Origin of the sequence: Pseudomonas sp. C5pp, assembly GCF_000814065.1 — a bacterium.
GTDB classification, from domain to species: domain Bacteria; phylum Pseudomonadota; class Gammaproteobacteria; order Pseudomonadales; family Pseudomonadaceae; genus Aquipseudomonas; species Aquipseudomonas asiatica.
On sequence record NZ_JWLN01000011.1, the window covers coordinates 96,084 to 118,387 of the forward strand.

Sequence of the window (22,304 nt, forward strand, 5' to 3'; positions counted from 1 at the left end):
GCCATCAGTTGGCGACGATGTTGACCAGCTTGCCCGGTACCACGATGACCTTGCGGATGGTCAGGCCATCGATGAAGCGCAGGACGTTCTCGTTGCTGCGCGCGGCGGCTTCGATTTCTTCGCGGCTGGCGGCGGCTGGCATTTCGACCTGGCCACGCAGCTTGCCGTTGACCTGCACCACCAGGGTGACGGTGTCCTGTACCAGGGCTGCCTCGTCGACGGTTGGCCAGCTGGCGTCGATGACGGCCTGCTGGTGGCCCAGCTGTTGCCACAGCTCGTGGGAGATGTGCGGGGTGATCGGCGCCAGCAGCAGAGTGACGGCCTCCAGGCCTTCCTGCAGCAAGGCACGGTCCTGTTCAGTGGCCTGCGGGGCCTTTTCCAGCACGTTCATCACGGTCATCACCTGGGCGATGGCGGTGTTGAACTTGTGGAACTGGCCCACGTCGGTGCTGGCCTGCTTGATGGCGGCGTGGATGGCGCGGCGGATGACCTTCTGCGCGTCGTCCAGGGCGGCGACATCCAGCTTGCCCGGCAGGCCTTGGGCTACATGAGCCTGGGCCAGGCGCCAGACGCGGCGCAGGAAGCGGCTGGCGCCTTCGACGCCGGAGTCGGACCATTCCAGGCTCATGTCGGGCGGCGAGGCGAACATCATGAACAGGCGGCAGGTATCGGCGCCGTACTGGTCGATCATCGATTGCGGGTCGACGCCGTTGTTCTTCGACTTCGACATCTTCTCGGTGCCACCGATTTCCACCGGCAGGCCGTCGGTCTTCAGGCGAGCGCCAATGATCTTGGCCTTGGCATCACGCTCGACTTCGACATCGGCCGGGTTGAACCAGTCCTTGCCGCCGTTGCTGGCCACACGGTAATAGGTTTCGGCCACCACCATGCCCTGGGTCAGCAGGTTCTTGAACGGCTCGTTCGAGGTGACCAGGCCTTCGTCACGCATCAGCTTGTGGAAGAAGCGCGCGTACAGGAGGTGCAGGATGGCGTGCTCGATACCGCCGATGTACTGGTCGACCGGCAGCCAGTGGTTGGCCGCTTTCGGGTCGACCATGCCACCTTCGTAGTTCGGCGAGGCGTAGCGGGCGAAGTACCAGGACGACTCGACGAAGGTGTCCATGGTGTCGGTTTCGCGCTTGGCCGCGGTGCCGCATTTCGGGCAGCTGCACTCGTAGAATTCAGGCATGCGCGCCAGTGGCGAACCGGCACCGTCCGGCACCACGTTCTCCGGCAGGGTGACCGGCAGCTGGTCTTCCGGCACCGGTACGTCGCCGCAGGATGGGCAGTGGATGATCGGGATCGGGCAGCCCCAGTAGCGCTGGCGGCTGATACCCCAGTCACGCAGGCGGAACTGGGTACGCGATTTGCCCAGCTCCTTGCGGATCAGGGCGGCTTCGATGGCGTCGAAGGCACCGGCGAAGTCCAGGCCGTCGAATTCGCCGGAGTTGATCAGCTGGCCGTGCTCGCCATAGGCGGCCAGCCACTCGCTGCCGACTTCGTCGCCAGCGCTGGTGCGCACCACGGCCTTGACCGGCAGGTTGTACTTGTGGGCGAACTCGAAGTCGCGCTCATCGTGGGCCGGCACGGCCATGACGGCGCCATCGCCGTAGTGCATCAGCACGTAGTTGGCGACCCATACCGGCAGCTTCTCGCCGGTCAGCGGGTGCTCGACCAGCAGGGAAGTGGCCATGCCCTTCTTCTCCTGGGTGGCCATGTCGGCTTCGGCAACGCTGCCGCTCTTGCACTCGTCGATGAACGCCTGCAGCGCCGGGTTGCCCTGGGCGGCCTGGGTGGCCAGCGGGTGTTCGGCGGCGACGGCGACGTAGGTGGCGCCCATCAGCGTGTCGGGACGGGTGGTGAAGACCTTGAGGGTACCTTCGTGGCCGATGCTGGCCAGGTCGTACGGGAACTGTACTTCCATGCCGCGCGACTTGCCGATCCAGTTGCGCTGCATGGTCTTGACCTGCTCAGGCCAGCCTGGCAGCTCGTCGAGGCTTTCCAGCAGCTCGTCGGCGTAGTCGGTGATGCGGAAGTAGTACATCGGGATTTCGCGCTTCTCGATCAGCGCGCCCGAACGCCAGCCACGGCCGTCGATGACCTGCTCGTTGGCCAGTACAGTCTGGTCCGCCGGGTCCCAGTTCACGGTACCGTTCTTGCGGTAGATGATGCCTTTCTCGAACAGGCGGGTGAACAGCCACTGCTCCCAGCGGTAGTAGTCGGGCTTGCAGGTGGTGACTTCACGTGCCCAGTCGATGGCCAGGCCCAGGCTCTTGAGCTGGGTCTTCATGTAGTCGATGTTTTCGTACGTCCACTTGGCCGGGGCGACGTTGTTCTTCATCGCCGCGTTTTCCGCGGGCATACCGAATGCGTCCCAGCCCATCGGCTGCAGGACGTTCTTGCCCAGCATGCGCTGGTAGCGGGCAATCACGTCACCGATGGTGTAGTTGCGCACGTGGCCCATGTGTAGCTTGCCGCTCGGGTACGGGAACATCGACAGGCAGTAGTAGGTGTCCTTGCCTGGCTGTTCGGTAACAGCGAACGATTGTTGCTCGTCCCAGAACTTCTGGGCGGCGGCTTCGATATCACGGGGCGTGTATTGTTCGTGCATGGCTACTTTTTGCTGAGAGGGAAGAGACCTTGTTCCAGGCAGCGGAACCTCGCTGCGTCCGGCACTCCGGTGTCGTTTAGAGTGAACGCCGTAGCATACAGCAGCGCCGCGCATCGTGGGAAACCTTCGTTGCGAATGCCCGCTGGTCGCGGCACACGGCTGCTTTTTTCAACGACGCTAAGCTCAGGTGTGGGGGGAGATATTCTTATCTTCAATGAGGTGAACGGATGGGAGAGACGCAGCTACCCGCAATCAGACCGGAGCTATACGAACGCCTGATCGACCGGCTTGGCCTGGCGCTGGAAGTGGCCAGGACCTCGGTGCGATTGCGCGACGAAATGCCAGCCGAGCTGGAGTTGCGTGGCCTGAGCCACGCAGAGTTCGAACTGATCAAGGCCTACCTGGATTCCCTCCCGGAGCGCCACAATGCCTGTGTCGGCAGTTACCCACAAGCGGAGCCGACATCGGCCAAGATCATCTGGCTCAAGGACAAGAAACGCCCCGCCAGCACGGCGAGATCCAGGACGCTGCCGCATCGCTAGCCGTTCAGGACGCCAGGCGCAGGCAATCGCGCGCCGGTTCTTAAATTTTGCACAGCTCACGATTGGCGCCGGCCACACCCTTGTTGACCGGCGTCGATCCTTCTAGGCTGCACGCCTGCCAAGGAGGTGTGGCCAATGCCGATCCGATTCTTCGTCAAACAATGGCTGATGCCGCCAGGCGTCCTGTTCCTGCTGCTGCTTGTGGCGTGGTGGCTGCGTCGCCGCCGGCCCAGGCTGGCAGCGCTGTGTTTTGCCGTGGGCCTTGGTGGCCTGTGGCTGATGAGCCTGCCGCTGGTGGTGCAGGAAACCGCCCGTGCGCTGGAGACGGAAGCGCCGCTGGCGGTAAGCGATTGGGCCGGCCTGGCAAGCCGGGCGGATGCCATCGTGCTGCTGGGCGCGGGGCGTGAGCGAGGTGACCCGGCCTGGGGTGGTAGCGACCAGCCCACGGCCACGGCGCTGGAGCGCATGCGCTTCGCCGCGCGGCTGGCCAAGGCTTCGGGCTTGCCGGTGCTGACCAGTGGCGGGTTGCACTATGGCACGCCGCCAAGCGAGGCGCGGTTGATGGCTGATCGCCTGCGTGAAGATTTCGGTGTCGAGGTGAAATGGCGGGAGGAGGGCAGCCGCACGACCTGGGAGAATGCCCGGCTAACGGCCAAGGTGTTGCAGCCGTTGGGGATGCGCCGGGTGGTCGTGGTGACCCAGGCCTGGCACATGCAGCGCTCGCGCTGGAGCTTCGAGCAGGCGGGGTTCGAGGTGGTGCCGGCGCCAGTCGGGTTCCTCGGGCGCGATCATGCGCGGCCGTTCGGCGGGTTGCTGCCGGAGAGCCGGGCGATGTGGCAGAGCGGGCAGTTGCTCAATGAAGTGGCCGGGTTGGTGGGGTATCGGCTGTTCTACTGATTTACCGGCTTACGCGATCCCTTGTAGGAGCGGCCTTGTGTCGCGATGGGCTGCATGGCAGCCCCAGATTTCAGCTTCTATGCCGGGAATGCCGGGGCCGCTTTGCGGCCCTATCGCGACACAAGGCCGCTCCTACAGTGATCTGCGTCGCCTGGTTAAACAGTCTTGGCTATACGGCCTGCCAGCAACGCCCAACCCAGCAGCAATGCACAGACAATCGCCAGCGGCCACGACCGCCATTGCAGGTACGGCGTCAGCTTCTGCATCGGCACCACCTCGCCATACAGCACCGCCTGCTGGAACTGCGGTACCTGTGTGGTAATACGGCCAAACGGGTCGATCAGCGCGGTCACGCCATTGTTGGTGGCGCGGATCATCCAGCGCCCGGCTTCCAGCGCGCGCATCTGTGCCATCTGCAGGTGCTGCAACGGGCCGATCGAGGTACCGAACCAGGTGTCGTTGCTGATGGTCAGCAGCAGGTCGCTGCGGGCCGCCAGGCCTGCGGCGAATTCGGGATAGACCACCTCGTAGCAGATGTAAGGCGCAATCTGGTAGCCCTTTGCCTGCAGCAGCGGCTGGTCTTCCGGCCCGCGGGCGAAGTCCGACATGGGCAGGTTGAAGAACTCGATCAGGCCACGCAGCATGTCCTGCAGCGGCACATACTCGCCAAAAGGCACCAGCTTCTGCTTGAGGTAGGTGCCATCGCCTTCACCAGTGACGGTGATGCCGTTGTAGTAGCGGCGCTGGTGATGCACCACTTCACGCACTGGCACGCCGGTAATCAGCGCCGAATGCCGCTCGGCGGCAAACCGGCCCATCACGTCGATATAGCCTTGGGCCTGGTCCTTGAGCACCGGGACCGCGGTTTCCGGCCACACCAGCAGGTCTACCGGCCTGGAACTGAAGCTCAGGTCACGGTACAGCGCCAGCTGCGCATCGATGTGCGCCGGGTCCCATTTCAGGTCCTGCTCGACGTTGCCCTGGATGGCCGCCACTTTCAGTGGGTCCCCCGCCGGCTTGGTCCAGGCATGGCCCTTGAGCGCCAGGCCCAGCACCCACGGGGCCAGCAACAGCAGGCAGCCCACCGCGAGGAACGAGGGGCGGGCGCGCAGGCGGTGCACATTGCACAACAGGGCAGCGGTCAGGGCCAGTGCGAAGGAAATCAGCCACACGCCACCCAGCGGTGCCAGGCCGGCCAGCGGGCCGTCCAGCTGGCTGTAGCCGGCGTAGAGCCAGGGGAAGCCGGTCAGGAACCAGCCGCGGAAGGCCTCTTGCAGCAGCCACAGGGCGGCAAAGCACAAGGCGTCGGCCAGTGGTGCTTCGGTGCGGCGCAGCCAGCGTGCCCACAGCCAGGTGGGCAGGGCGAAGAACCAGGCCAGGGCGGCGAAGAACGCCAGCAGCAGCAGGATCGCCAGCAGCGGCGAGGCGCCGCCGTAGGTGTTCATGCTGACGTAGATCCACCAGGTACCGGCACCGTACAGGCCGAAGCCGAACCACCAGCCGCGCCACATGGCCTGGCGCGGGCTGAGCTCGCGCAGGCCGAGGTAGAGCAGGGCGATGGACAACACGGCCAAGGGCCAGATGTCGAAAGGCGCCAGGGCCAGGAGGGTGGAGGCACCGGCCGCCAGGGCCAGCAGGTTACCGGGCCAGCCGGGGCGGGTGATCCAACGCATGTTTGTCCTTAACGGGTGATCGGTGTCAGGCGCAGCAAGTGTATCCGCCGGCTGTCGGCATTGAGAATACGGAACTTGTAAGGGCCGATCTCGGTGGTCTCGTTGCGCTTGGGCAGGTGACCGAAGGCGCTCATTACCAGGCCGCCGACGGTGTCGAACTCGTCATCGGAGAATTCGCTGTCGAAGAACTCGTTGAAGTTTTCGATCGGGGTAAGCGCCTTGACCAGGAAGTCGCCGCTGGGCAGCGGTTTGATGTAGCTGTCCTCCTCGACGTCGTGCTCGTCCTCGATGTCGCCGACGATCTGCTCCAGCACGTCCTCGATGGTGACCAGGCCGGCCACGCCGCCGTACTCGTCGATGACGATGGCCATGTGGTTATGGTTGGCGCGGAACTCGCGCAGCAGCACGTTCAGGCGCTTGGACTCGGGCACGAAAGTGGCCGGGCGCAGCAGGTCCTTGATGTTGAAGCTGTCGCCATTCTCCTTGAGGATCAGCGGGAGCAGGTCCTTGGCGAGCAGGATCCCGAGCACATCGTCGTGGCTTTCGCCGATCACCGGGTAGCGCGAGTGCGCGGCGTCGATCACCGCCGGCAGGAACTCGCGAGGCGACTGGCTGGCCTTGATGCTGATCATCTGCGAACGCGGCACCATGATGTCGCGAACCTGCAGGTCGGCCACCTGGATGGCGCCTTCGACGATGGTCAGCGCTTCGCTGTCCAGCAGTTTGTTCTGATGGGCTTCGCGCAGCAGTTCAAGGAGTTGCTGGCGGTTTTTCGGCTCATGGGCAAAAGCCTGGGTCAGTTTACCCAGCCAGGACTTCTGCCCGTTGCTCGATCGATCTTCGCTCATGGCGGTTCTCGTGATCCTTCGTGTTTCAGTGTGTGATGGTGTCGGTTTCATCGTCGGCGTACGGGTCGGGATGACCCAGTTCTGCCAGCAATTCCCGTTCCAGGCCTTCCATTTCCTCGGCTTCCTCATCCTCGATGTGGTCGTAGCCGAGCAGGTGCAGGCAACCGTGTATGACCAGGTGTGCCCAGTGCGCTTCCAGCGACTTGCCTTGATCGGCGGCTTCGCGCTCGACCACTGGCACGCAGATCACCAGGTCGCCCAGCAACGGGATATCGAGCAGGTCGTCGGGGACGTCGGCCGGGAACGACAGCACATTGGTCGCGTAGTCCTTGTGCCGGTAGGTGTGGTTCAGCTCGCGGCCTTCGGCTTCGTCAACCAGGCGAATGGTCATTTCCGAATCGGCGCTGCGCTGGCGCAGGGCCAGTTCGCACCAGCGGCGAAAGGCGGTGTCATCCGGGGCGGCAGCATCCGTGGCCCGTTGAATATCGAGTTCAAGCATCTTTGCCGGGCGCCTCGGGCTTGGCCTGGCGGGCATCGAAGCGGTCGTAGGCCTCGACAATGCGCTGCACCAGTGGGTGACGAACCACATCTTTGGGTTGGAAGTGGGTGAAGCTGATCCCCGGAACGTCCCTCAGCACCTCGATGACGTGCGCCAGGCCTGACTTGGTGCCACGGGGCAGGTCGACCTGGGTGATGTCACCGGTGATGACCGCGGTGGAGCCGAAGCCAATACGGGTGAGGAACATCTTCATCTGTTCCAGCGTGGTGTTCTGGCTCTCGTCGAGGATGATGAAGCTGTTGTTCAGGGTGCGGCCACGCATGTAGGCCAGCGGGGCGATCTCGATCACCTGGCGCTCGATCAGCTTGGCCACGTGTTCGAAGCCGAGCATTTCGTACAGGGCGTCGTACAGCGGGCGCAGGTACGGGTCGATCTTCTGGGCCAGGTCGCCGGGCAGGAAACCGAGCTTTTCGCCCGCCTCGACCGCAGGGCGCACCAGCAGGATACGGCGCACCTGTTCGCGCTCCAGCGCGTCCACGGCGCAGGCCACGGCCAGGTAGGTCTTGCCGGTACCGGCCGGGCCGATGCCGAAGTTGATGTCGTTGGCCAGGATTTCCTTGACGTAGCGTTGCTGGTTGACCCCGCGCGGGCGGATGTTGCCCTTGCGCGTGCGCAGCGACACGCTGACCTCGTTGACGGCCGGGTTGTCGATGTTCTCGACGGTCGATTCCTGCAGGTACAGGTGCACGGTTTCCGGCGACAGGTCGCTGGCCTTTGTCTCGCGGTAGAGACGGCGCAGCAGTTGTTCGGCAGCGGAGGTGGTCTTGGGTTCGCCGATCAGTTCGAACTGATTGCCGCGGTTGCGGATCTCGATGGCCAGGCGCTGTTCGATCAGGCGCAGGTGCTCGTCGAACTGGCCGCACAAGTTGGCGAAACGGTGGGCCTCGAAAGGTTCGAGGATGAAGCGATGGGGTTGTATGGGTGCGTTCAAGGTCGTTTTTAGCCGCTCGACGGCAATGAATGTGAACTCAAGAATAACCCTTGAATGGCAGTGGCGAAAGCACTGAAACGTTCAACGGTATGTATGGCCTGTTCCGGCCCTATCGCCGGCAAGCCGGGCTCCCACAGATACTGCACAGGCCTGAAGCTTGCGCAGTACCTGTGGGAGCTGGCTTGCCGGCGATGAGGCCGGGACAGGCAACACAGTTCAGCAAACCTGTCTGTTATGATGCCCGCCTTTTCTTACGCATGTGTTATCCCGACGAACATGAGCAAACGTGAACCTGCCATCTATAAAGTGATCTTCCTCAACCAGGGGCAGGTCTTCGAGATGTATGCCAAGCAGATCTACCAGAGCGACCTGTGGGGTTTCCTGGAAATCGAGGAGTTCGTGTTCGGCGAGCGTTCGCAGCTGGTAGTTGACCCTGGCGAGGAAAAGCTCAAGAGCCAGTTCGAGGGGGTGATCCGCAGCTTCGTGCCGATGCACTCGATCGTGCGCATAGACGAGGTGGAGCGCCTGGGCACGGCGAAGATCAGCGAAGCCAAGGGCGGCGGCAACGTGATGCCGTTCCCCATGCCGATGCCGGAAAAGTAACCCTCAGGGGAGTGGCGAGAACGGCGTGCGCCCTTCGGCGTTCTGCAGTTCCAGCAGGTATTTGCGGAAGATCTGGCCGAGCACCTGGGTGGCATGCTCCAGTTCGTCGCGGGGCATTTGCTCGGTCACTTCGTCGGCCATGTCCAGCGCATCCTCGGCGCCGTTGACCGCGGCCATCTTCAGCAGTATGTAGGCCTGCACATTGTTGGCCTTGACCCCTTCGCCACGGAAGAACATGGCGCCCAGGCGGTACTGGGCCTCGGCATGGCCTTGCAGCGAGGCCTTTTCGAACCAGTTCAGGGCTTTGCCCAGGTTTTTCGGCGTTTGCGTGTAGTAGTACTCGCCCAGTTCGAATTGCGCCTGGGCATCCCCCGCCGTTGCCGTCTGCTCACAAGCCTTGAGGGCGTTTGCCAGGTCTTCAGGCTGGACATTCAAGGTGCAGCGGCCCGTCGCCGGAATGAGCAACGAGTTACCGCCCTCCGCCAGGGCCAGCAGGGGCTGAAGAAGCAACAGGCAGCCCAGGGTCAGGGCGCGGCCGGTGCGGTTCATGGGGATCGACTTACCTCTGCAAAGCTGCGGCCAATGTCTCTGGTGGCACATTATGGGATAAGCAGCGCCAACCTTACAAAGTTTTACTCGAATTTCTGCTTGGTTGGGGAAGTCAGCTGATTGTGCATGGGTATTTGTTGCCTGTACCGGCCTCTTCGCGGGTACAGGCTGACAATTACTTCAGGGCTGCAAAAGCCTTTTCAGCCGCATCCAGGGTGATCTGCAGCTCCTTGTCCCCATGGGCGATGGAGGTGAAGCCGGCCTCGAACGCGCTTGGCGCCAGGTACACGCCACCATCGAGCATCAGGTGGAAGAAGCGCTTGAAGCGCTCGGCATCGCTGGCCATCACGTCTTCGAAGGTGACGATGTCGTCGGCACCGCTGAAGTACAGGCCGAACATGGCACCGGCCTGGGTGGTGACGAACGGCACGCCAGCGGCATCGGCGCGCTGTTGCAGGCCGTCGAGCATGCGGCTGGTGTAGTCGGTCAGCTCGGCGTGGAAGCCCGGGCGGCTGATCAGCTTCAGGGTGGTCAGGCCGGCGGCCATGGCCAGCGGGTTACCCGACAGGGTACCGGCCTGGTAGACCGGGCCGAGCGGGGCGATGCAGCCCATGATTTCACGCTTGCCGCCGAAGCAGCCGACCGGCATGCCGCCGCCGACGATCTTGCCGAAGGTCGACAGGTCCGGCTTGATGCCGTAGTGGCCCTGGGCGCCGCCGAGCGAAACGCGGAAACCGGTCATCACTTCGTCGAAGATCAACACCACGCCGTGCTTGTCGCACTGCTCGCGCAGGCCTTCGAGGAAGCCTGGCGCCGGCGGTACGCAGTTCATGTTGCCGGCGACCGGCTCGACGATGATGCAGGCTACGGTCTGGCCGACTTCGGCCAGGGTCTTCTCGACGGCGGCGATGTCGTTGAACGGCAGGGTCAGGGTGTGCTTGGCGAAGTCCGCCGGCACGCCCGCCGAGCTCGGCACGCCCTGGGTCAACAGGCCGGAGCCTGCTTTTACCAGCAGGCTGTCGGAGTGGCCGTGGTAGCAGCCTTCGAACTTGATGATGGCGTCACGGCCGGTGTAGCCACGGGCCAGGCGGATGGCGCTCATGGTGGCTTCGGTGCCCGAGCTGACCATGCGCACCATCTCCATGGATGGCACCAGCGAGCAGACCAGGTCGGCCATCTCGGTTTCCATGGCGGTCGGGGCGCCATAGGACAGGCCGTGCTCCAGCTGCCTGCGTACCGAGTCCAGTACCTCCGGGTGGCCGTGGCCGAGGATCATCGGGCCCCAGGAGCCGACGTAGTCGACGTAGCGCTTGTCATCCTCGTCAACGACGTAGGCGCCTTCGGCATGCTTGAAGAACAGCGGCGTGCCGCCAACGCTCTTGAAAGCGCGGACCGGCGAGTTGACGCCACCGGGGATGTGCTTCTGGGCTTGGGCGAACAGGGCTTCGGAACGGGACATGGGGGTTCTCTCGAATCAGGATGCGAACAAGGCGTTGAAGGCGCGGGCGCGGCGGGTGACTTCCTGAGCGCTGTCGGCACCGAAAAGGCCGTGGATCACCGCCAGCAGGTCGGCGCCATGGGCGACCAGCGGGGCGGCGTTGTCGAGGGTAATGCCGCCGATCACCGCGATCGGCAGTTTCACCTGGGCGCGGGCCTGCTCCAGCAATTCGATGTTGGCAGCGGGTGCACCCGGCTTGGTGACAGAATTGAAGAAGCGGCCAAAGGCCACGTAGCTGGCGCCTTCGCTGGCAGCCTGCGCGGCCAGCTCGAGGCTGGCGTGGCAGGTGGAGCCGATGATTGCCTGGCGTCCGAGCAATGCGCGGGCCGGGGTAAGCGGGCCGTCGGTCTGGCCCAGGTGCACGCCGACGCCCAGGCGCGCGGCCAGTTCGGCGTCGTCGTTGATGATCAGCTGAGTGCGGTAGCGCTCGCAGAGCTGCATCAGCCCTTCAGCTTCGCGCAGGCGGCGTGCCGCGTCGTCACTTTTGTCGCGGTACTGCAGCAGGCATACGCCGCCTTCCAGTGCCGCCTCGACATGGGACAGGAAACGGCCAGCGAGCAGCTGGCTGTCAGTGATGGCGTACAGACCGCGTAGCTTCATTGGAGGCCTCGTGTCAGGAGCAGAAATCCAGCGGCAGGCGGCGCGGCACGAACTGGCCCTTGCCCAGCTGTTCGGCGTCACGCAGGGTGCGCCAGGTGTAGTCCAGGGCGCTGCGGACGGCGCTTTCCAGCTGCTCGCCAAGGGCCAGGCGGCCGGCCAGGGCACTGGCCAGGGTGCAGCCCGAACCGTGGTAGCTGCCCGGCAGGCGCTGGCAGGTCCAGGTGTGGTGCTGGCCGTCGCGGCTGTACAGGCGGTTGTGAATTTCGTCTTCGTCGCCGTGACCGCCGGTAATCAGCAGGTGTCTACAGAACGGCAACAGTTTCTCGGCACACTCGTCGGCGGTGCCTTCGGGCAGTTCGGCAAGGATGCGGGCTTCGGGCAGGTTCGGCGTGGCGATGGTCGCCAGCGGCAGCAGGCGTTCGCGCAGGGCGTAGCCCACTTCGTCCTTGCCCAGGCGACCACCACCACCGGCACGCAGCACTGGGTCGCAGACCAGCGGCAGATGCGGGTGGGCCGCCAGCAGTTCGGCGACGGTGTCGACCATTTCGATCGAACCGAGCATGCCGAGTTTGACGGCGGCCACCGAGGAGTCGGCCAGCACGGCGTTGGCCTGGGCCAGCACCCACTCGCGGTCGAGCACGCGGAAGTCGGAAACGTTGACGGTATCCTGCACGGTCAGGGCGGTCACTGCGGGTGCGGCGTGACAGCCTTGGGCGATCAGGGCTTCGATATCTGCCTGCAGGCCGGCGCCGCCACTGGGGTCGTGGCCGGAGAGACAGAGGACAACGGGGCGGGAGCTGTAGGTATTCATGGTCGGCGAGCTTACCACCAATCCTGTTTGGGCGGATCGTCCTACAAACGAGTTTTGTTGATCATAAGGTCAGATTTTTGCCGGTTTAATTTCTGAAAGTATTGATTTAGAGCCTTTTCTTTTTGATTGGATATGGTCGATTGCCAGGTTGCGAAGCTATGCTAGAGTGCTCGGATAACTCTACAAACGGGTTCTGCCGGATCGTGTCGTCTCAAACGGATGGGAGGCAACCGCGACTCGACCGGACAGGCCATGCTGGGGCTGTATGCGCTATTTGCTGATTGTGCTTCTGGGCTTGCTGCCCGTGCTGGCCGGGGCAGTCGATTTCGACGACGCTACGCAGCATCTTCCGCTGGGCAAGGCCATGCAGGTTTATGAAGACCTCGATGGCAGCGCCAGCATCGCCCAGGTCAGTGCCCCTGGGTTCGCCAAGCATTTTCGCCCCCACCATGAAGACGTGCTGAACGCCGGTTACTCCACCTCGGTGTTCTGGCTCAAGGTCGAACTGCGCCCTGTCGCCGCGCCCGGCACCGCCCCACGGCAATGGCTGCTGGAACTGGCCTATCCGCCGCTGGACCACCTTGAGCTGTACTTGCCCGACAGCAGTGGCAGTTACCGCCTGGCCCGGCGCACCGGCGACGCCTTGCCCTACCAAAGCCGGCAGATCCTGCAGAACAACTACCTGTTCGAACTGCTGCTGCCGCCTGGCCAGGTGACCACCGCCTACCTGCGCCTGCACAGCCAGGGCTCGGTGCAGGCGCCGCTGGCGCTGTGGTCCGCCCAGGCCTACATGGAGGAGCAGCCCACGCGCCTGTATGTGCTGGGGATGATCTACGGCGTGTTGCTGGTGATGCTGGTGTACAACCTATTCATCTACCTCAGCGTGCGCGACGTCAGCTACCTCTATTACATCCTCTATATCGCCTCGTTCGGCTTTTACCAGGTGTCGGTGAATGGCGCCGGTGTGGCCTACTTCTGGCCGGACAGCCCGTGGTGGGCGAATGCTTCGACGCCGTTGTTCATCGGTGCCGCTGGCCTGTTCGGCTGCCAGTTCGCCCGGCATTTCCTGCAACTGGGCAGCATCAGCCGTGGTTTCGACCGGCTGCTGCAGTTGCTGATGCTGGGTGGCGCGCTGGTCATGGTGCTGGCGGTGACCATGCGCTACGGTGTCGCTTTGCGCATGGCCACGGTGCTGGCGTTGCTGTTTACCGTGAGCATCTTCGCTGCAGGGCTGTACGCCTGGTGGCGTGGCTTGCGCGTGGCACGCTGGTTCATCATCGCCTGGACGGCGTTCCTGCTCGGTGGCCTGGTCAACACCCTGATGGTGCTGGGCTACCTGCCGAACGTGTTCATCACCATGTATGCCAGCCAGCTGGGGTCGGCGCTGGAGGTGGCCTTGCTGTCGCTGGCGCTGGCCGACCGCATCAACAGCCTGCGCGAGCAGCAGGCGCAGACCTTGCGAGACACCGGACGCACGCTGGAGCAACTGAACCTGCAACTGGCCAGAAGCAACCGGCTGAAAGACGAATTCCTGGCCAGCGTGACCCATGAGCTGCGCACGCCGATGAATGGCGTGATCGGCTCGCTGGAGCTGATGCACACCCTGCCGATGGAGGCCGAGATGGCCCAGTACCACCGCACGGCGGTGGGCTCGGCCCAGGGCATGATGGATATGGTCGATGCCATCCTGACCCTGTCCGAACTGCAGGCCGGCCGCCTGCGCGCGCAGCCGGCGCCATTTAGCCTGCGTGACCTGCTGCAGGGCGTACGTGCCGGTTATGCCGGGCAGGCTTTGGGCAAAGGCTTGTACCTGAGCCTGGACATCCCGGCCGATGTGCCGGACGGGTTGCTGGGCGATGCTCAGAAGCTGGCCCGCTGCCTGGGGTGTCTGGTGGACAACGGTTTGAAGTTCACCCACCAGGGCGGGGTGATGATCCAGGTGCGCGGGCGCCGGGTGGGGCCTGACGACCTGGCGCTGACCTTCATGGTCAGCGACAGCGGTATCGGCTTCGATGACCTCGACCAGGCGACCCTGTACCAGCGCTTCTTCCAGGTCGATGGCTCGATGACCCGGCGTTATGGCGGGCTGGGGATTGGTTTGTCGATCTGCCGGCAGATGGGGGAATTGCTGGGGGCACGGTTGTCGCATGAGTCGACGCGGGGGTTGGGGAGCCGGTTCGAGTTGAGTTTGAACATGGCTATTGCGCAGGTGCAGATGGCATCGAATGTTCTGCAGACGCGACGGTCGCTTTAGGCGTTTTCGTTTTCGCAGGCTTTGTTGGGGCTGCTTTGCAGCCCTTCGCGGGCGCGCCCGCTCCCACAGGTTTGGCGCTGAATTCAGGCAATGCGCGATCGCTGTGGGAGCGGGCATGCCCGCGAAGGGCCGCAAGCGGCCCCCAGGACATGCCCTGACCGCGCCTGCACTCCGACAACAACGCCAGACTCTTCCTACGCTTCAGCACTGGCAACTCCATCCCCTGCGAAATACCCTACAACCGCTGTCGACACGCGTCTGATTGTTCCTGCAAATCCCGCGCTCTAGGCTTTTCCAGTCGCTGACGGTTCAGCGATCGGGTGTGGAAACCTGGCAAGACCTATGGTGTGTGTCGTTACGACAGCTGTACGCGGGAGGCCTTTGGGCCTACCGGGTTCGCACCATGCCTGGTTTTCCACCCCGTGTGCAGCTGTCACCCCTATGTGTGGAAACAGACGGGTGGCACATATCTCCATGGTGCCGAACTCATGAACGACGAAACCAAAACCACCCCTGGCGTTACCTACTTCTACCAAGGCGAAGGCCAAACCCATCCACTGTTCCGCATTGCCGAGGGCATCCCCTGTCGCAGCGCCCGTGAGCAGGCCTCGGAACTGATGGGCTATGCGCGGGACTTGTCGCTTACCGGTTTGATGGATGGCGACCAGCAAATGATGTGGGCTTCACACTACTTCGCAGCAATGGCCAAGGCGCTGCTGGATGATGCCGAGCTGGGTTTGATGCGTTGAGTTTTATTTGGCTGCATCGGCCCTTTCGCGGGGGTGAACAGTGCTTTTTGATGACGGTGCGGGAATCGGGTTAGGGCTGACATGCGCCCCCCACCACATGTTTAGTCATTAATGTCACTTTGACTGACCCGCGGGGAGTGCTTCACTGGGGCTCTCAAGCTACCCGGATCCAGGAGCCCCCGATGAACCTGCACCAGTACGCTGAAACCCACGAAGTCACCAACCAGCCACCGCCCCTCGACGGTGCCAACCTTTACCGCCTCGACCTGCCGCTACAGGAATGGTCGCGGCGTTTCGGTGCGGGTTGGGCCGAATCGCGGATCGATGCCTACGGTGCCCTGGCCGGTGGCCCGCTGATGCAGGCGGGCTTCCTGGCCAATGCGCACAAGCCGGAGTTCAGCAGCCACGACCGCTACGGCCATCGCATCGACTTGGTCGAGTTCCACCCCGCCTACCACGAACTGATGCGCACCGCCGTCGAGCACGGCCTGCCGTCGCTGCCATGGGCCGAACCCCGCCCAGGCGCCCATGTGGCGCGGGCTTCGATGACCTACCTGCACAGCCAGGCCGAGGCCGGTACCGGCTGCCCGCTGACCATGACCTTCGCCGCCGTGCCAGCGCTGCGGCTGCAACCCGAATTGGCCGAATACTGGCTGCCGAAAATCCTCGCCTGCGAGTACGACCCGCGTAACGTCGGCGACCGCCACAAGGTCGGGGTCACCCTGGGCATGGCCATGACCGAGAAGCAGGGCGGCACCGATGTACGGGCCAACACCACCCGGGCTTATCCGGTCGGCGCCGCGGGCCCGGGGCAGCCCTACGAACTGGTCGGGCACAAGTGGTTCTGCTCGGCGCCGATGTGCGATGCCTTCCTGACCCTGGCCCAGACCGAAAAAGGCCTGAGCTGCTTCCTGCTGCCGCGTCACCGCCCGGATGACAGCCGCAACCAGTTCTATATCCAGCGCCTGAAGAACAAGCTGGGCAACAGTTCCAACGCCTCCAGCGAGGTGGAATTCCGCGGTGCCCTGGCGTGGATGGTCGGGGAAGAAGGGCGGGGCGTGCCGACCATCATCGAAATGGTGGCCATGACCCGCTTCGACTGCATGGTCGGCTCCAGCGCCTTGATGCGCCAGGCGCTGACCCAGGCGACCCACCATTGCGCGCACCGCAAGGTCGGCGGGCGGCTGCTGAGCGAGCAGCCGTTGATGCAGAACGTGCTGGCCGACCTGGCGTTGGAAAGCGAGGCCGCGCTGGCCCTGAGCCTGCGCATGGGGCAGGCGCTGGAGCAGCTGGAAGACCCGCAGCAGGCGCATTTCGCCCGGCTGGTCACGGCGGTGGGCAAGTACTGGATCTGCAAGCGCGCGCCGGCCATGATCAACGAGGCCGCCGAGTGCCTGGGCGGGGCGGGTTATGTGGAAGACAGCATCCTGCCACGGCTGTACCGCGAAGCGCCGGTGAACTCGACCTGGGAAGGTTCGGGCAATGTGCAATGCCTGGACGTGCTGCGGGCCTTGTCCAAGGAGCCGGGCGTGCTCGATGCGCTGTTCGCCGAGCTGGGCGATGGCCACGGGGACCCGCGCCTGGCGGCGCACATCGGCAACCTCAAGGGGGCGTTTGCCGACACTGGCGACATGCAGTACCGCGCGCGGCAGCTGACCGAGGATATTGCCCTGGCGCTGCAGGCCAAGCTGTTGCTGGAGGCGGGCAATGCGGTGGTCAGTGATGCGTTTATCGACAGTCGCTTGACGGTGGGCGGGCGCGTCTACGGGGCGTTGCCGCGGGGTGTGGATGTGGCGGCATTGGTGGCCAGGGCTACGCCAACACAGGACCTGTAGGAGCGGCCTTGTGTCGCGATAGGGCTGCGAAGCAGCCCCAGGGGATCAGCGCAGATGCACAAATTGCCGGGGCTGCTTTGCAGCCCTATCGCGACACAAGGCCGCTCCTACAGGGACCAGCGCTGGCCTGCTGATTAACACCGATCAATGGGGGTGTATTTAGCCAAGAAGGCAGGCAAGATGGTTCACATGCATGTCCAGACAGGAAGCACAGTGTGAGCCAAGCTTTTGTAGTCGTTGATACCCCCGAACAGGCCGTCGACCGTCTGGCGGCCCTGCATGACCAGGCCACCGGGGCCCTTAGCCAGGCCCTCAAGCGTTACCTGAAGGACCGTACCGAGCCGGGCGCCGAAGAGCGCGACCTGTTCCGCTACCCGGCGCTGCGCCTGACCTATTACAGCCATGGTGAAGTCGCCGCCACCACGCGGGCCTACGCTAAGGTTCAGGTGGCAGGTACCTACAGCGTCACCATCACCCAGCCGGCTGCTTTTCGTGGCTACCTGCTGGAGCAACTGCGCCCGCTGATGCACGACTACACCGTCACGGTAGAGGTCGGCGTCAGTGAACAGAACATTCCTTACCCCTACGTGGTCGATCAGGGCGACGAACTGGCCGGCAGCGGCATCACCGCCGCGCAGCTGGCGCGGGTGTTCCCCAGCACCGACCTGTCGGCTGCGACCGACAACATCGCCGACGGCCTGTATGACTGGGGCAGTGCCGAGACTCTGCCGCTGGCGCTGTTCGATGCCGCGCGGGTCGACTTCTCGCTGCGCCGTCTGGTGCACTACACCGGCAGCGACTGGCGCCATGTACAGCCGTGGATCCTGCTGACGAACTATCACCGCTATGTCGACCAGTTCATCAGCCACGGCCTCGACCAATTGCGTGACGACCCTCGCTTCGTGCGCATGGTCCTGCCAGGCAATGTGGTGATCGAAAAGGGCATGGACCATGGTGAAACCCAGGCCCTGGTGGCCAGCGTGGTCTGGCACCGCTATCAGATGCCGGCTTATCACCTGATCGCCGCCGACGGCGACGGCGTCACGCTGGTCAACATCGGCGTCGGCCCGTCCAATGCCAAGAACATCACCGACCACCTGGCCGTGCTGCGCCCGCACTGCTGGCTGATGATCGGCCACTGCGGCGGCCTGCGGCAGTCGCAGACCATCGGCGATTATGTGCTGGCACACGCCTACATGCGCCGTGACGGTATTCTCGACCGGGTGGTGCCGCCGAACATCCCGATTCCGGCCCTGGCCGAGGTGCAGTTGGCCTTGCAGGAAGCCGCTGCGCAGGTCACCGGCGAGCGTGGTGAACAGCTGAAGAAGCGCCTGCGCACCGGCACTGTGCTGACCTACGACGACCGCAACTGGGAGCTGCGCTGGGCCCAGGAGCGGCCGCTGATCAACCTCTCGCGTGCCGTGGCGGTGGACATGGAAAGCGGTACGATTGCCGCCCAGGGTTACCGCTTGCGCGTGCCGTACGGCACCTTGCTGTGTGTGTCCGACAAGCCGCTGCACAGCGAGATCAAACTGCCGGGTTCGGCCAACGCTTTCTATAACCGGGCGGTCAGCCAGCATCTGAAGATCGGCATTGCCGCCCTGGACCTGCTGCGCACCGAGCTCAACTCGCTGCACTCGCGTAAACTGCGCAGCTTTGATGAGCCGCCGTTCCGCTGAGGATCCATGTCACTGCCACCCCGTTCCAAGCCGCGCCGCCCCCAGGCGCGGCCTGCCACCGGCCCGCGTCGCCAGCCCAAGGCGCCACCGGCCGAGCCGCGCCTGATCCTGTTCAACAAACCGTTCGACGTGCTGACCCAGTTCAGCGACGGCAACGGGCGCGCGACGCTCAAGGACTACATCGACATCCCCGGTGTGTACCCGGCCGGGCGGCTGGACCGCGACAGTGAAGGCCTGTTGCTGCTGACCAACGATGGCGGCCTGCAGGCGCGCATTGCCGACCCGAAGCACAAGCTGGCCAAGACTTACTGGGTTCAGGTGGAGGGGGAGCCGAGCGAGGAGCAGTTGCGGCGCTTGCGCGATGGCGTGGAACTGAACGATGGGCCGACCTTGCCGGCCGAGGCGCGGCGCCTGGACGAGCCGGCGCTGTGGCCGCGCAACCCGCCGGTGCGTTTTCGCAAGAGCGTGCCGACCAGCTGGCTGGAGCTGGTGATTCGCGAAGGGCGTAACCGCCAGGTGCGGCGGATGACGGCGGCGGTGGGGTTGCCGACCTTGCGCCTGGTGCGGGTGCGGATTGGCGACTGGGCGCTGGATGGGTTGGAACAGGGCTGCTGGCGAGAAGTCCCGGCGAAGTTGCAGCGCTAGGGGGCCGCTTTGCGGCCCATCGCGACACAAGGCCGCTCCTACAGGTGCAGCGCAAACTCAGGCATTGTGCGATCCCTGTAGGAGCGGCCTTGTGTCGCGAAAGGAGCGCAAAGCGCTCCCGGCTTTCTTGAGCCTTACACCCCTTCGAGAAACCCCACCACCACGCTCTTGATGATAAAGGCCAACACCCCCAGCCCCAGCACGAAGAACAGGATCAGCGTCCCGAACCGCCCGGCCTTGGACTTTTTCGCCAGGTCCCAGACGATGAAACCCATGAAACCGATCAGCACGGTGACCAGGATGATCATCATCCACTCTTCGAATACGGCGGGATCCATCGGTGTTCTCCAGGCGGGTTGAGCGTCCGATTATACGCCTGCTGGCGCAGGCAATTAACGCAGGTGGGTCAAGGGCAGCTCGGTGCTGGCCAGCACCTGGTTCAGCACGAAGCTCGAACGCACGCTGGTGACGCCTTCAATGCGGGTCAGGCTGCCTAGCAGCAGCTTCTGGTAGTGGTCCATGTCGGGCACCACCACCTTCAGCTGGTAGTCGGCATCCATGCCGGTGACCAGGCTGCATTCAAGCACCTGTGGCAGGTTGCGGATGGCCGCCTCGAAGGTTTCGAAACGCTCCGGGGTGTGGCGGTCCATGCCGATCAGCACATAGGCAGTCAGGCTCAGGCCCAGCTTCTTGCGGTCGAGCAGGGCTACTTGGCGCGAGATGTAGCCATCGTCCTCCAGTTGCTTGACCCGACGCGAGCATGGCGAAGGCGACAGGCCGATGCGTTCGGCCAGTTCCTGGTTGGAAATGCGCGCATCGCGCTGCAATTCGGCGAGGATACTCAGGTCGTAGCGGTCAAGTTTGCTCATGGTTTATGCCTTTTCTGTTCGGATTGCGGCGAATTATCAATCCAGGGTGAAAAATTGCGCAAGTGCTATTTATCCGAGCAATCTTCGCAATCCTGTGCTGTAACCTGTCCGGTATCTTTATCCACAGAATCACTGCCCGGACATCAGTCCACGGCGACGCGCCCTAGGCGGGCGGTCGCGGCCAGCCATCCAACAGGATCTGCAGGCCCCCGGGCTACACACCTTCCAGAAGACGGTGTGAGGTGAGCCGGCGCCACAAGTGCCGAGCACGGACGACAATTCCTGAAGGGAGGCCCTGTGGCCTCCCTTTTTTCATGTCCGGAAATTTAATTGGCCTGCGTGACAGGCGCGGTAGACTGGCTGTGGTTGCCTTATTTTCTACCGAGAGGAACAGCATGAAGTCGCGCATCTGGCAGTTGGCAGGTGTTGGTGTGTTGGGGCTGAGCATCTGCCTTGGGGCCATGGCCGAAGGGCCGGGCGAGGGGGCGCCGGGCCGCTCGCTCAATTCGCGTGACGAAGTGCAGCAGACCCAGCCGCCACGCCAGGGCTATTACCAGGACATTCCCCGCCGTCATGGCGATAACCGCCACTGGGAAGCCGGTGGCCCGGGGCAACGGCCCGGTGGTGACTGGCAAGGGCGCCCGGATGGTCATGGCAATGGCTGGGGGCCGGGGCCGCAGTATCGCCCTGGGCACACCATCGATCATTTCCCGGACCGCTACTGGAAAGTGCCCTACCGTGGCGATGACTACTTCTACTCCGGTGGTTACTGGTATCGCCCCCATGGTGGCCGTTATGTCGTGGTGAGCCCGCCCTACGGCGTGCGGGTCGACTACCTGCCGCCTTATGCGCGGGAAGTCTGGTTGGGCGGGGCGCTGTTCTTCCTGGTGGCCGATACCTATTACCAGTACCTGGCCGACAGCCGCGAGTACGTGGTGGTCAACCCGCCGGTTGCGGCGCCAGCACCTGTAGGCGGTGGGTATGACGTGGTGGCCTACCCGATGTATGGGCAAGGGCAGGAACAGCAGGACCAGGACCGTTACCAGTGCCACCGTTGGGCGGTGAGCCAGTCAGGGTTCGACCCGGCGACGGCGACTTATGCGCCGCCGGCCAATGTGGCGGACAACTACCGGCGGGCGCTGGGCGCGTGCTTCAGTGGCCGAGGCTACAGCATCAACTAAAGCGGGACATGCGGTGCATGGCACCGGCTGTGCCGGTGTTCGCGGGTAAACCCGCTCCTACAGTTACGCTCACTGATTCACACCGGATCCGCATGCACCATCACATCCGCCTGTGGATAACGCTGGCGGATCACCTTCGAGGCCTCCACGCACAAGGCATGCGCCTCATGCAGCGGCAACTGCCCCGGCATCTCCAGATGCAACTGCACGAACCACTGGTTGCCCGACACCCGTGTACGCAGGTCGTGCACGCCTTTGACCCCGGGAATGGCCAGCACCAGCGCAGCCATGGCCTCGCCGACATCGCCGGGCAGTTCCTGATCCATCAGGATGGCCGTGCTTTCCCGTGCGATCTGCAGCGCGCTCCAAAGGATATAGACAGCGATGCCCAGGCCGAACAGCGCATCCAGTTGCGGCCAGCCAAAGCGTGCCAGCAGCAGGGCCAGCAGGATGCTTCCGTTGAGCAGCAGGTCCGAGCGGTAGTGCAGGGAGTCGGCCCGCACCGCCGTGGAGCCGGTCAGGCGGATGACCTTGTGTTGCAGTGCCAGCAGGGCAAGGGTCAGCACCAGCGACAGCAGCATTACCCCGATACCGACGGCGGTATCGCCCAAGGGTTGCGGGGTGTGCAGGCGTTCAACCGCCTGCACCCCGATCAGCACCGCACTGACCCCGATGAACAGCGCCTGCGCCATACCGGCCAGGGCTTCGGCCTTGCCATGGCCGAATCGGTGGTCGTCGTCGGCCGGGCGCAGGGCATAGTGCACGGCGAGCAGGTTGAGGAACGAGGCAACGGCATCCAGTGCCGAGTCGGTCAGCCCGGCCAGCAGGCTGACCGAGCCGCTCAGCCACCAGGCCAACGCCTTGCTCAGGACCAGGATACTGGCCACCGCCAGCGATGCGCGAGTGGCCAGACGTAGCAGGCGTTGGTGTTCAGCCGGGGTGGTCATCATCCGTGGGTAGTGTCCCTGTG

21 protein-coding genes are annotated in these 22,304 nt (G+C 64.1%); 9 read left to right on the forward strand and 12 right to left on the reverse strand.

Going from position 1 to position 22,304, the window contains the following annotated elements; genetic code table 11:
* Positions 1-4 precede the first annotated feature (4 nt).
* Positions 5-2,611 (reverse strand): leucine--tRNA ligase, encoded by a 2,607-nt coding sequence (leuS, locus tag RR51_RS11375; protein WP_039613558.1) that lies wholly within the window; start codon positions 2,609-2,611, stop codon positions 5-7.
* A 227-nt stretch (positions 2,612-2,838) separates the two neighbouring features.
* Between leuS and RR51_RS11380 the strand changes: the two genes are divergently transcribed.
* Both RR51_RS11380 and RR51_RS11385 read left to right on the forward strand, forming a co-directional pair.
* Entirely contained in the window at positions 2,839-3,153 is a 315-nt protein-coding gene (locus tag RR51_RS11380; protein WP_003257582.1) for a hypothetical protein, read from the forward strand.
* Between the two features lie 135 nt (positions 3,154-3,288).
* Positions 3,289-4,050 carry a YdcF family protein gene (locus RR51_RS11385; protein ID WP_039613559.1) on the forward strand — a complete coding sequence of 254 codons (762 nt, stop codon included), beginning with the start codon at positions 3,289-3,291 and terminating at the stop codon, positions 4,048-4,050.
* Between the two features lie 155 nt (positions 4,051-4,205).
* Here the strand turns inward: RR51_RS11385 and lnt are convergent, their stop codons facing one another.
* The 4 genes from lnt to RR51_RS11405 are packed head-to-tail and all read right to left on the reverse strand — an operon-like array spanning position 4,206 to position 8,061.
* Positions 4,206-5,723 carry an apolipoprotein N-acyltransferase gene (gene lnt, locus RR51_RS11390; protein ID WP_013974344.1) on the reverse strand — a complete coding sequence of 506 codons (1,518 nt, stop codon included), beginning with the start codon at positions 5,721-5,723 and terminating at the stop codon, positions 4,206-4,208.
* Between the two features lie 8 nt (positions 5,724-5,731).
* A complete protein-coding gene (locus RR51_RS11395) occupies positions 5,732-6,571 on the reverse strand; it encodes an HlyC/CorC family transporter (protein WP_003257584.1) in 840 nt (279 codons plus the stop codon).
* 25 nt (positions 6,572-6,596) lie between these two features.
* Complete coding sequence (ybeY, locus tag RR51_RS11400) at positions 6,597-7,070, reverse strand: rRNA maturation RNase YbeY (RefSeq protein ID WP_013974343.1); 474 nt, start codon at positions 7,068-7,070, stop codon at positions 6,597-6,599.
* Positions 7,063-8,061, reverse strand: a complete 999-nt coding sequence (locus RR51_RS11405) for a PhoH family protein (protein ID WP_039613560.1) — start codon at positions 8,059-8,061, stop codon at positions 7,063-7,065. Before RR51_RS11405 ends, ybeY begins: the two co-directional genes overlap by 8 nt.
* Before the next feature lie 276 nt (positions 8,062-8,337).
* Between RR51_RS11405 and RR51_RS11410 the strand changes: the two genes are divergently transcribed.
* A complete protein-coding gene (locus RR51_RS11410) occupies positions 8,338-8,664 on the forward strand; it encodes a DUF1820 family protein (protein WP_039613561.1) in 327 nt (108 codons plus the stop codon).
* A gap of 3 nt (positions 8,665-8,667) precedes the next feature.
* Here the strand turns inward: RR51_RS11410 and RR51_RS11415 are convergent, their stop codons facing one another.
* From RR51_RS11415 to RR51_RS11430, 4 genes are all read right to left on the reverse strand, one after another.
* Positions 8,668-9,213, reverse strand: coding sequence for a tetratricopeptide repeat protein (locus RR51_RS11415; protein WP_003257587.1), 546 nt, complete (start codon positions 9,211-9,213; stop codon positions 8,668-8,670).
* A 175-nt stretch (positions 9,214-9,388) separates the two neighbouring features.
* Entirely contained in the window at positions 9,389-10,672 is a 1,284-nt protein-coding gene (hemL, locus tag RR51_RS11420) for a glutamate-1-semialdehyde 2,1-aminomutase (protein ID WP_013974339.1), read from the reverse strand.
* 15 nt (positions 10,673-10,687) lie between these two features.
* Positions 10,688-11,311, reverse strand: a complete 624-nt coding sequence (gene thiE, locus RR51_RS11425; protein ID WP_039613562.1) for a thiamine phosphate synthase — start codon at positions 11,309-11,311, stop codon at positions 10,688-10,690.
* Between the two features lie 13 nt (positions 11,312-11,324).
* A complete protein-coding gene (locus RR51_RS11430) occupies positions 11,325-12,122 on the reverse strand; it encodes a hydroxymethylpyrimidine/phosphomethylpyrimidine kinase (protein ID WP_024087784.1) in 798 nt (265 codons plus the stop codon).
* A gap of 265 nt (positions 12,123-12,387) precedes the next feature.
* Between RR51_RS11430 and RR51_RS11435 the strand changes: the two genes are divergently transcribed.
* The 5 genes from RR51_RS11435 (at position 12,388) to RR51_RS11455 (ending at position 19,284) form a co-directional block, all read left to right on the forward strand.
* The gene (locus RR51_RS11435; RefSeq protein WP_039613563.1) at positions 12,388-14,376 is read left to right on the forward strand and encodes a sensor histidine kinase; all 1,989 of its coding nucleotides are present in this window, start codon (positions 12,388-12,390) and stop codon (positions 14,374-14,376) included.
* A gap of 488 nt (positions 14,377-14,864) precedes the next feature.
* Entirely contained in the window at positions 14,865-15,125 is a 261-nt protein-coding gene (locus RR51_RS11440) for a DUF3077 domain-containing protein (RefSeq protein ID WP_003257593.1), read from the forward strand.
* 182 nt (positions 15,126-15,307) lie between these two features.
* Complete coding sequence (locus RR51_RS11445) at positions 15,308-16,960, forward strand: acyl-CoA dehydrogenase family protein (protein ID WP_039613564.1); 1,653 nt, start codon at positions 15,308-15,310, stop codon at positions 16,958-16,960.
* 215 nt (positions 16,961-17,175) lie between these two features.
* Positions 17,176-18,639 (forward strand): AMP nucleosidase, encoded by a 1,464-nt coding sequence (amn, locus tag RR51_RS11450; protein ID WP_015271928.1) that lies wholly within the window; start codon positions 17,176-17,178, stop codon positions 18,637-18,639.
* Positions 18,640-18,645: 6 nt separating this feature from the next.
* The gene (locus RR51_RS11455; protein ID WP_039613565.1) at positions 18,646-19,284 is read left to right on the forward strand and encodes a pseudouridine synthase; all 639 of its coding nucleotides are present in this window, start codon (positions 18,646-18,648) and stop codon (positions 19,282-19,284) included.
* A 134-nt stretch (positions 19,285-19,418) separates the two neighbouring features.
* On the opposite strand, the gene RR51_RS11460 is transcribed toward RR51_RS11455, so the two are convergent.
* Together RR51_RS11460 and RR51_RS11465 are read right to left on the reverse strand one after the other, a co-directional pair.
* On the reverse strand, positions 19,419-19,622 hold the full coding sequence (locus RR51_RS11460; RefSeq protein WP_013974331.1) for a DUF2788 domain-containing protein: 204 nt from the start codon (positions 19,620-19,622) through the stop codon (positions 19,419-19,421).
* 54 nt (positions 19,623-19,676) lie between these two features.
* Positions 19,677-20,153 carry an Lrp/AsnC family transcriptional regulator gene (locus RR51_RS11465; protein WP_003249795.1) on the reverse strand — a complete coding sequence of 159 codons (477 nt, stop codon included), beginning with the start codon at positions 20,151-20,153 and terminating at the stop codon, positions 19,677-19,679.
* Between the two features lie 395 nt (positions 20,154-20,548).
* On the opposite strand from RR51_RS11465, the gene RR51_RS11470 reads away from it, so the two are divergent.
* Positions 20,549-21,334: a DUF6515 family protein gene (locus RR51_RS11470; RefSeq protein ID WP_039613566.1), complete on the forward strand. Its 786-nt coding sequence runs from the start codon at positions 20,549-20,551 to the stop codon at positions 21,332-21,334.
* 77 nt (positions 21,335-21,411) lie between these two features.
* On the opposite strand, the gene RR51_RS11475 is transcribed toward RR51_RS11470, so the two are convergent.
* Positions 21,412-22,284 carry a cation diffusion facilitator family transporter gene (locus RR51_RS11475; RefSeq protein WP_013974329.1) on the reverse strand — a complete coding sequence of 291 codons (873 nt, stop codon included), beginning with the start codon at positions 22,282-22,284 and terminating at the stop codon, positions 21,412-21,414.
* Between the last annotated feature and the right edge of the window lie 20 nt (positions 22,285-22,304).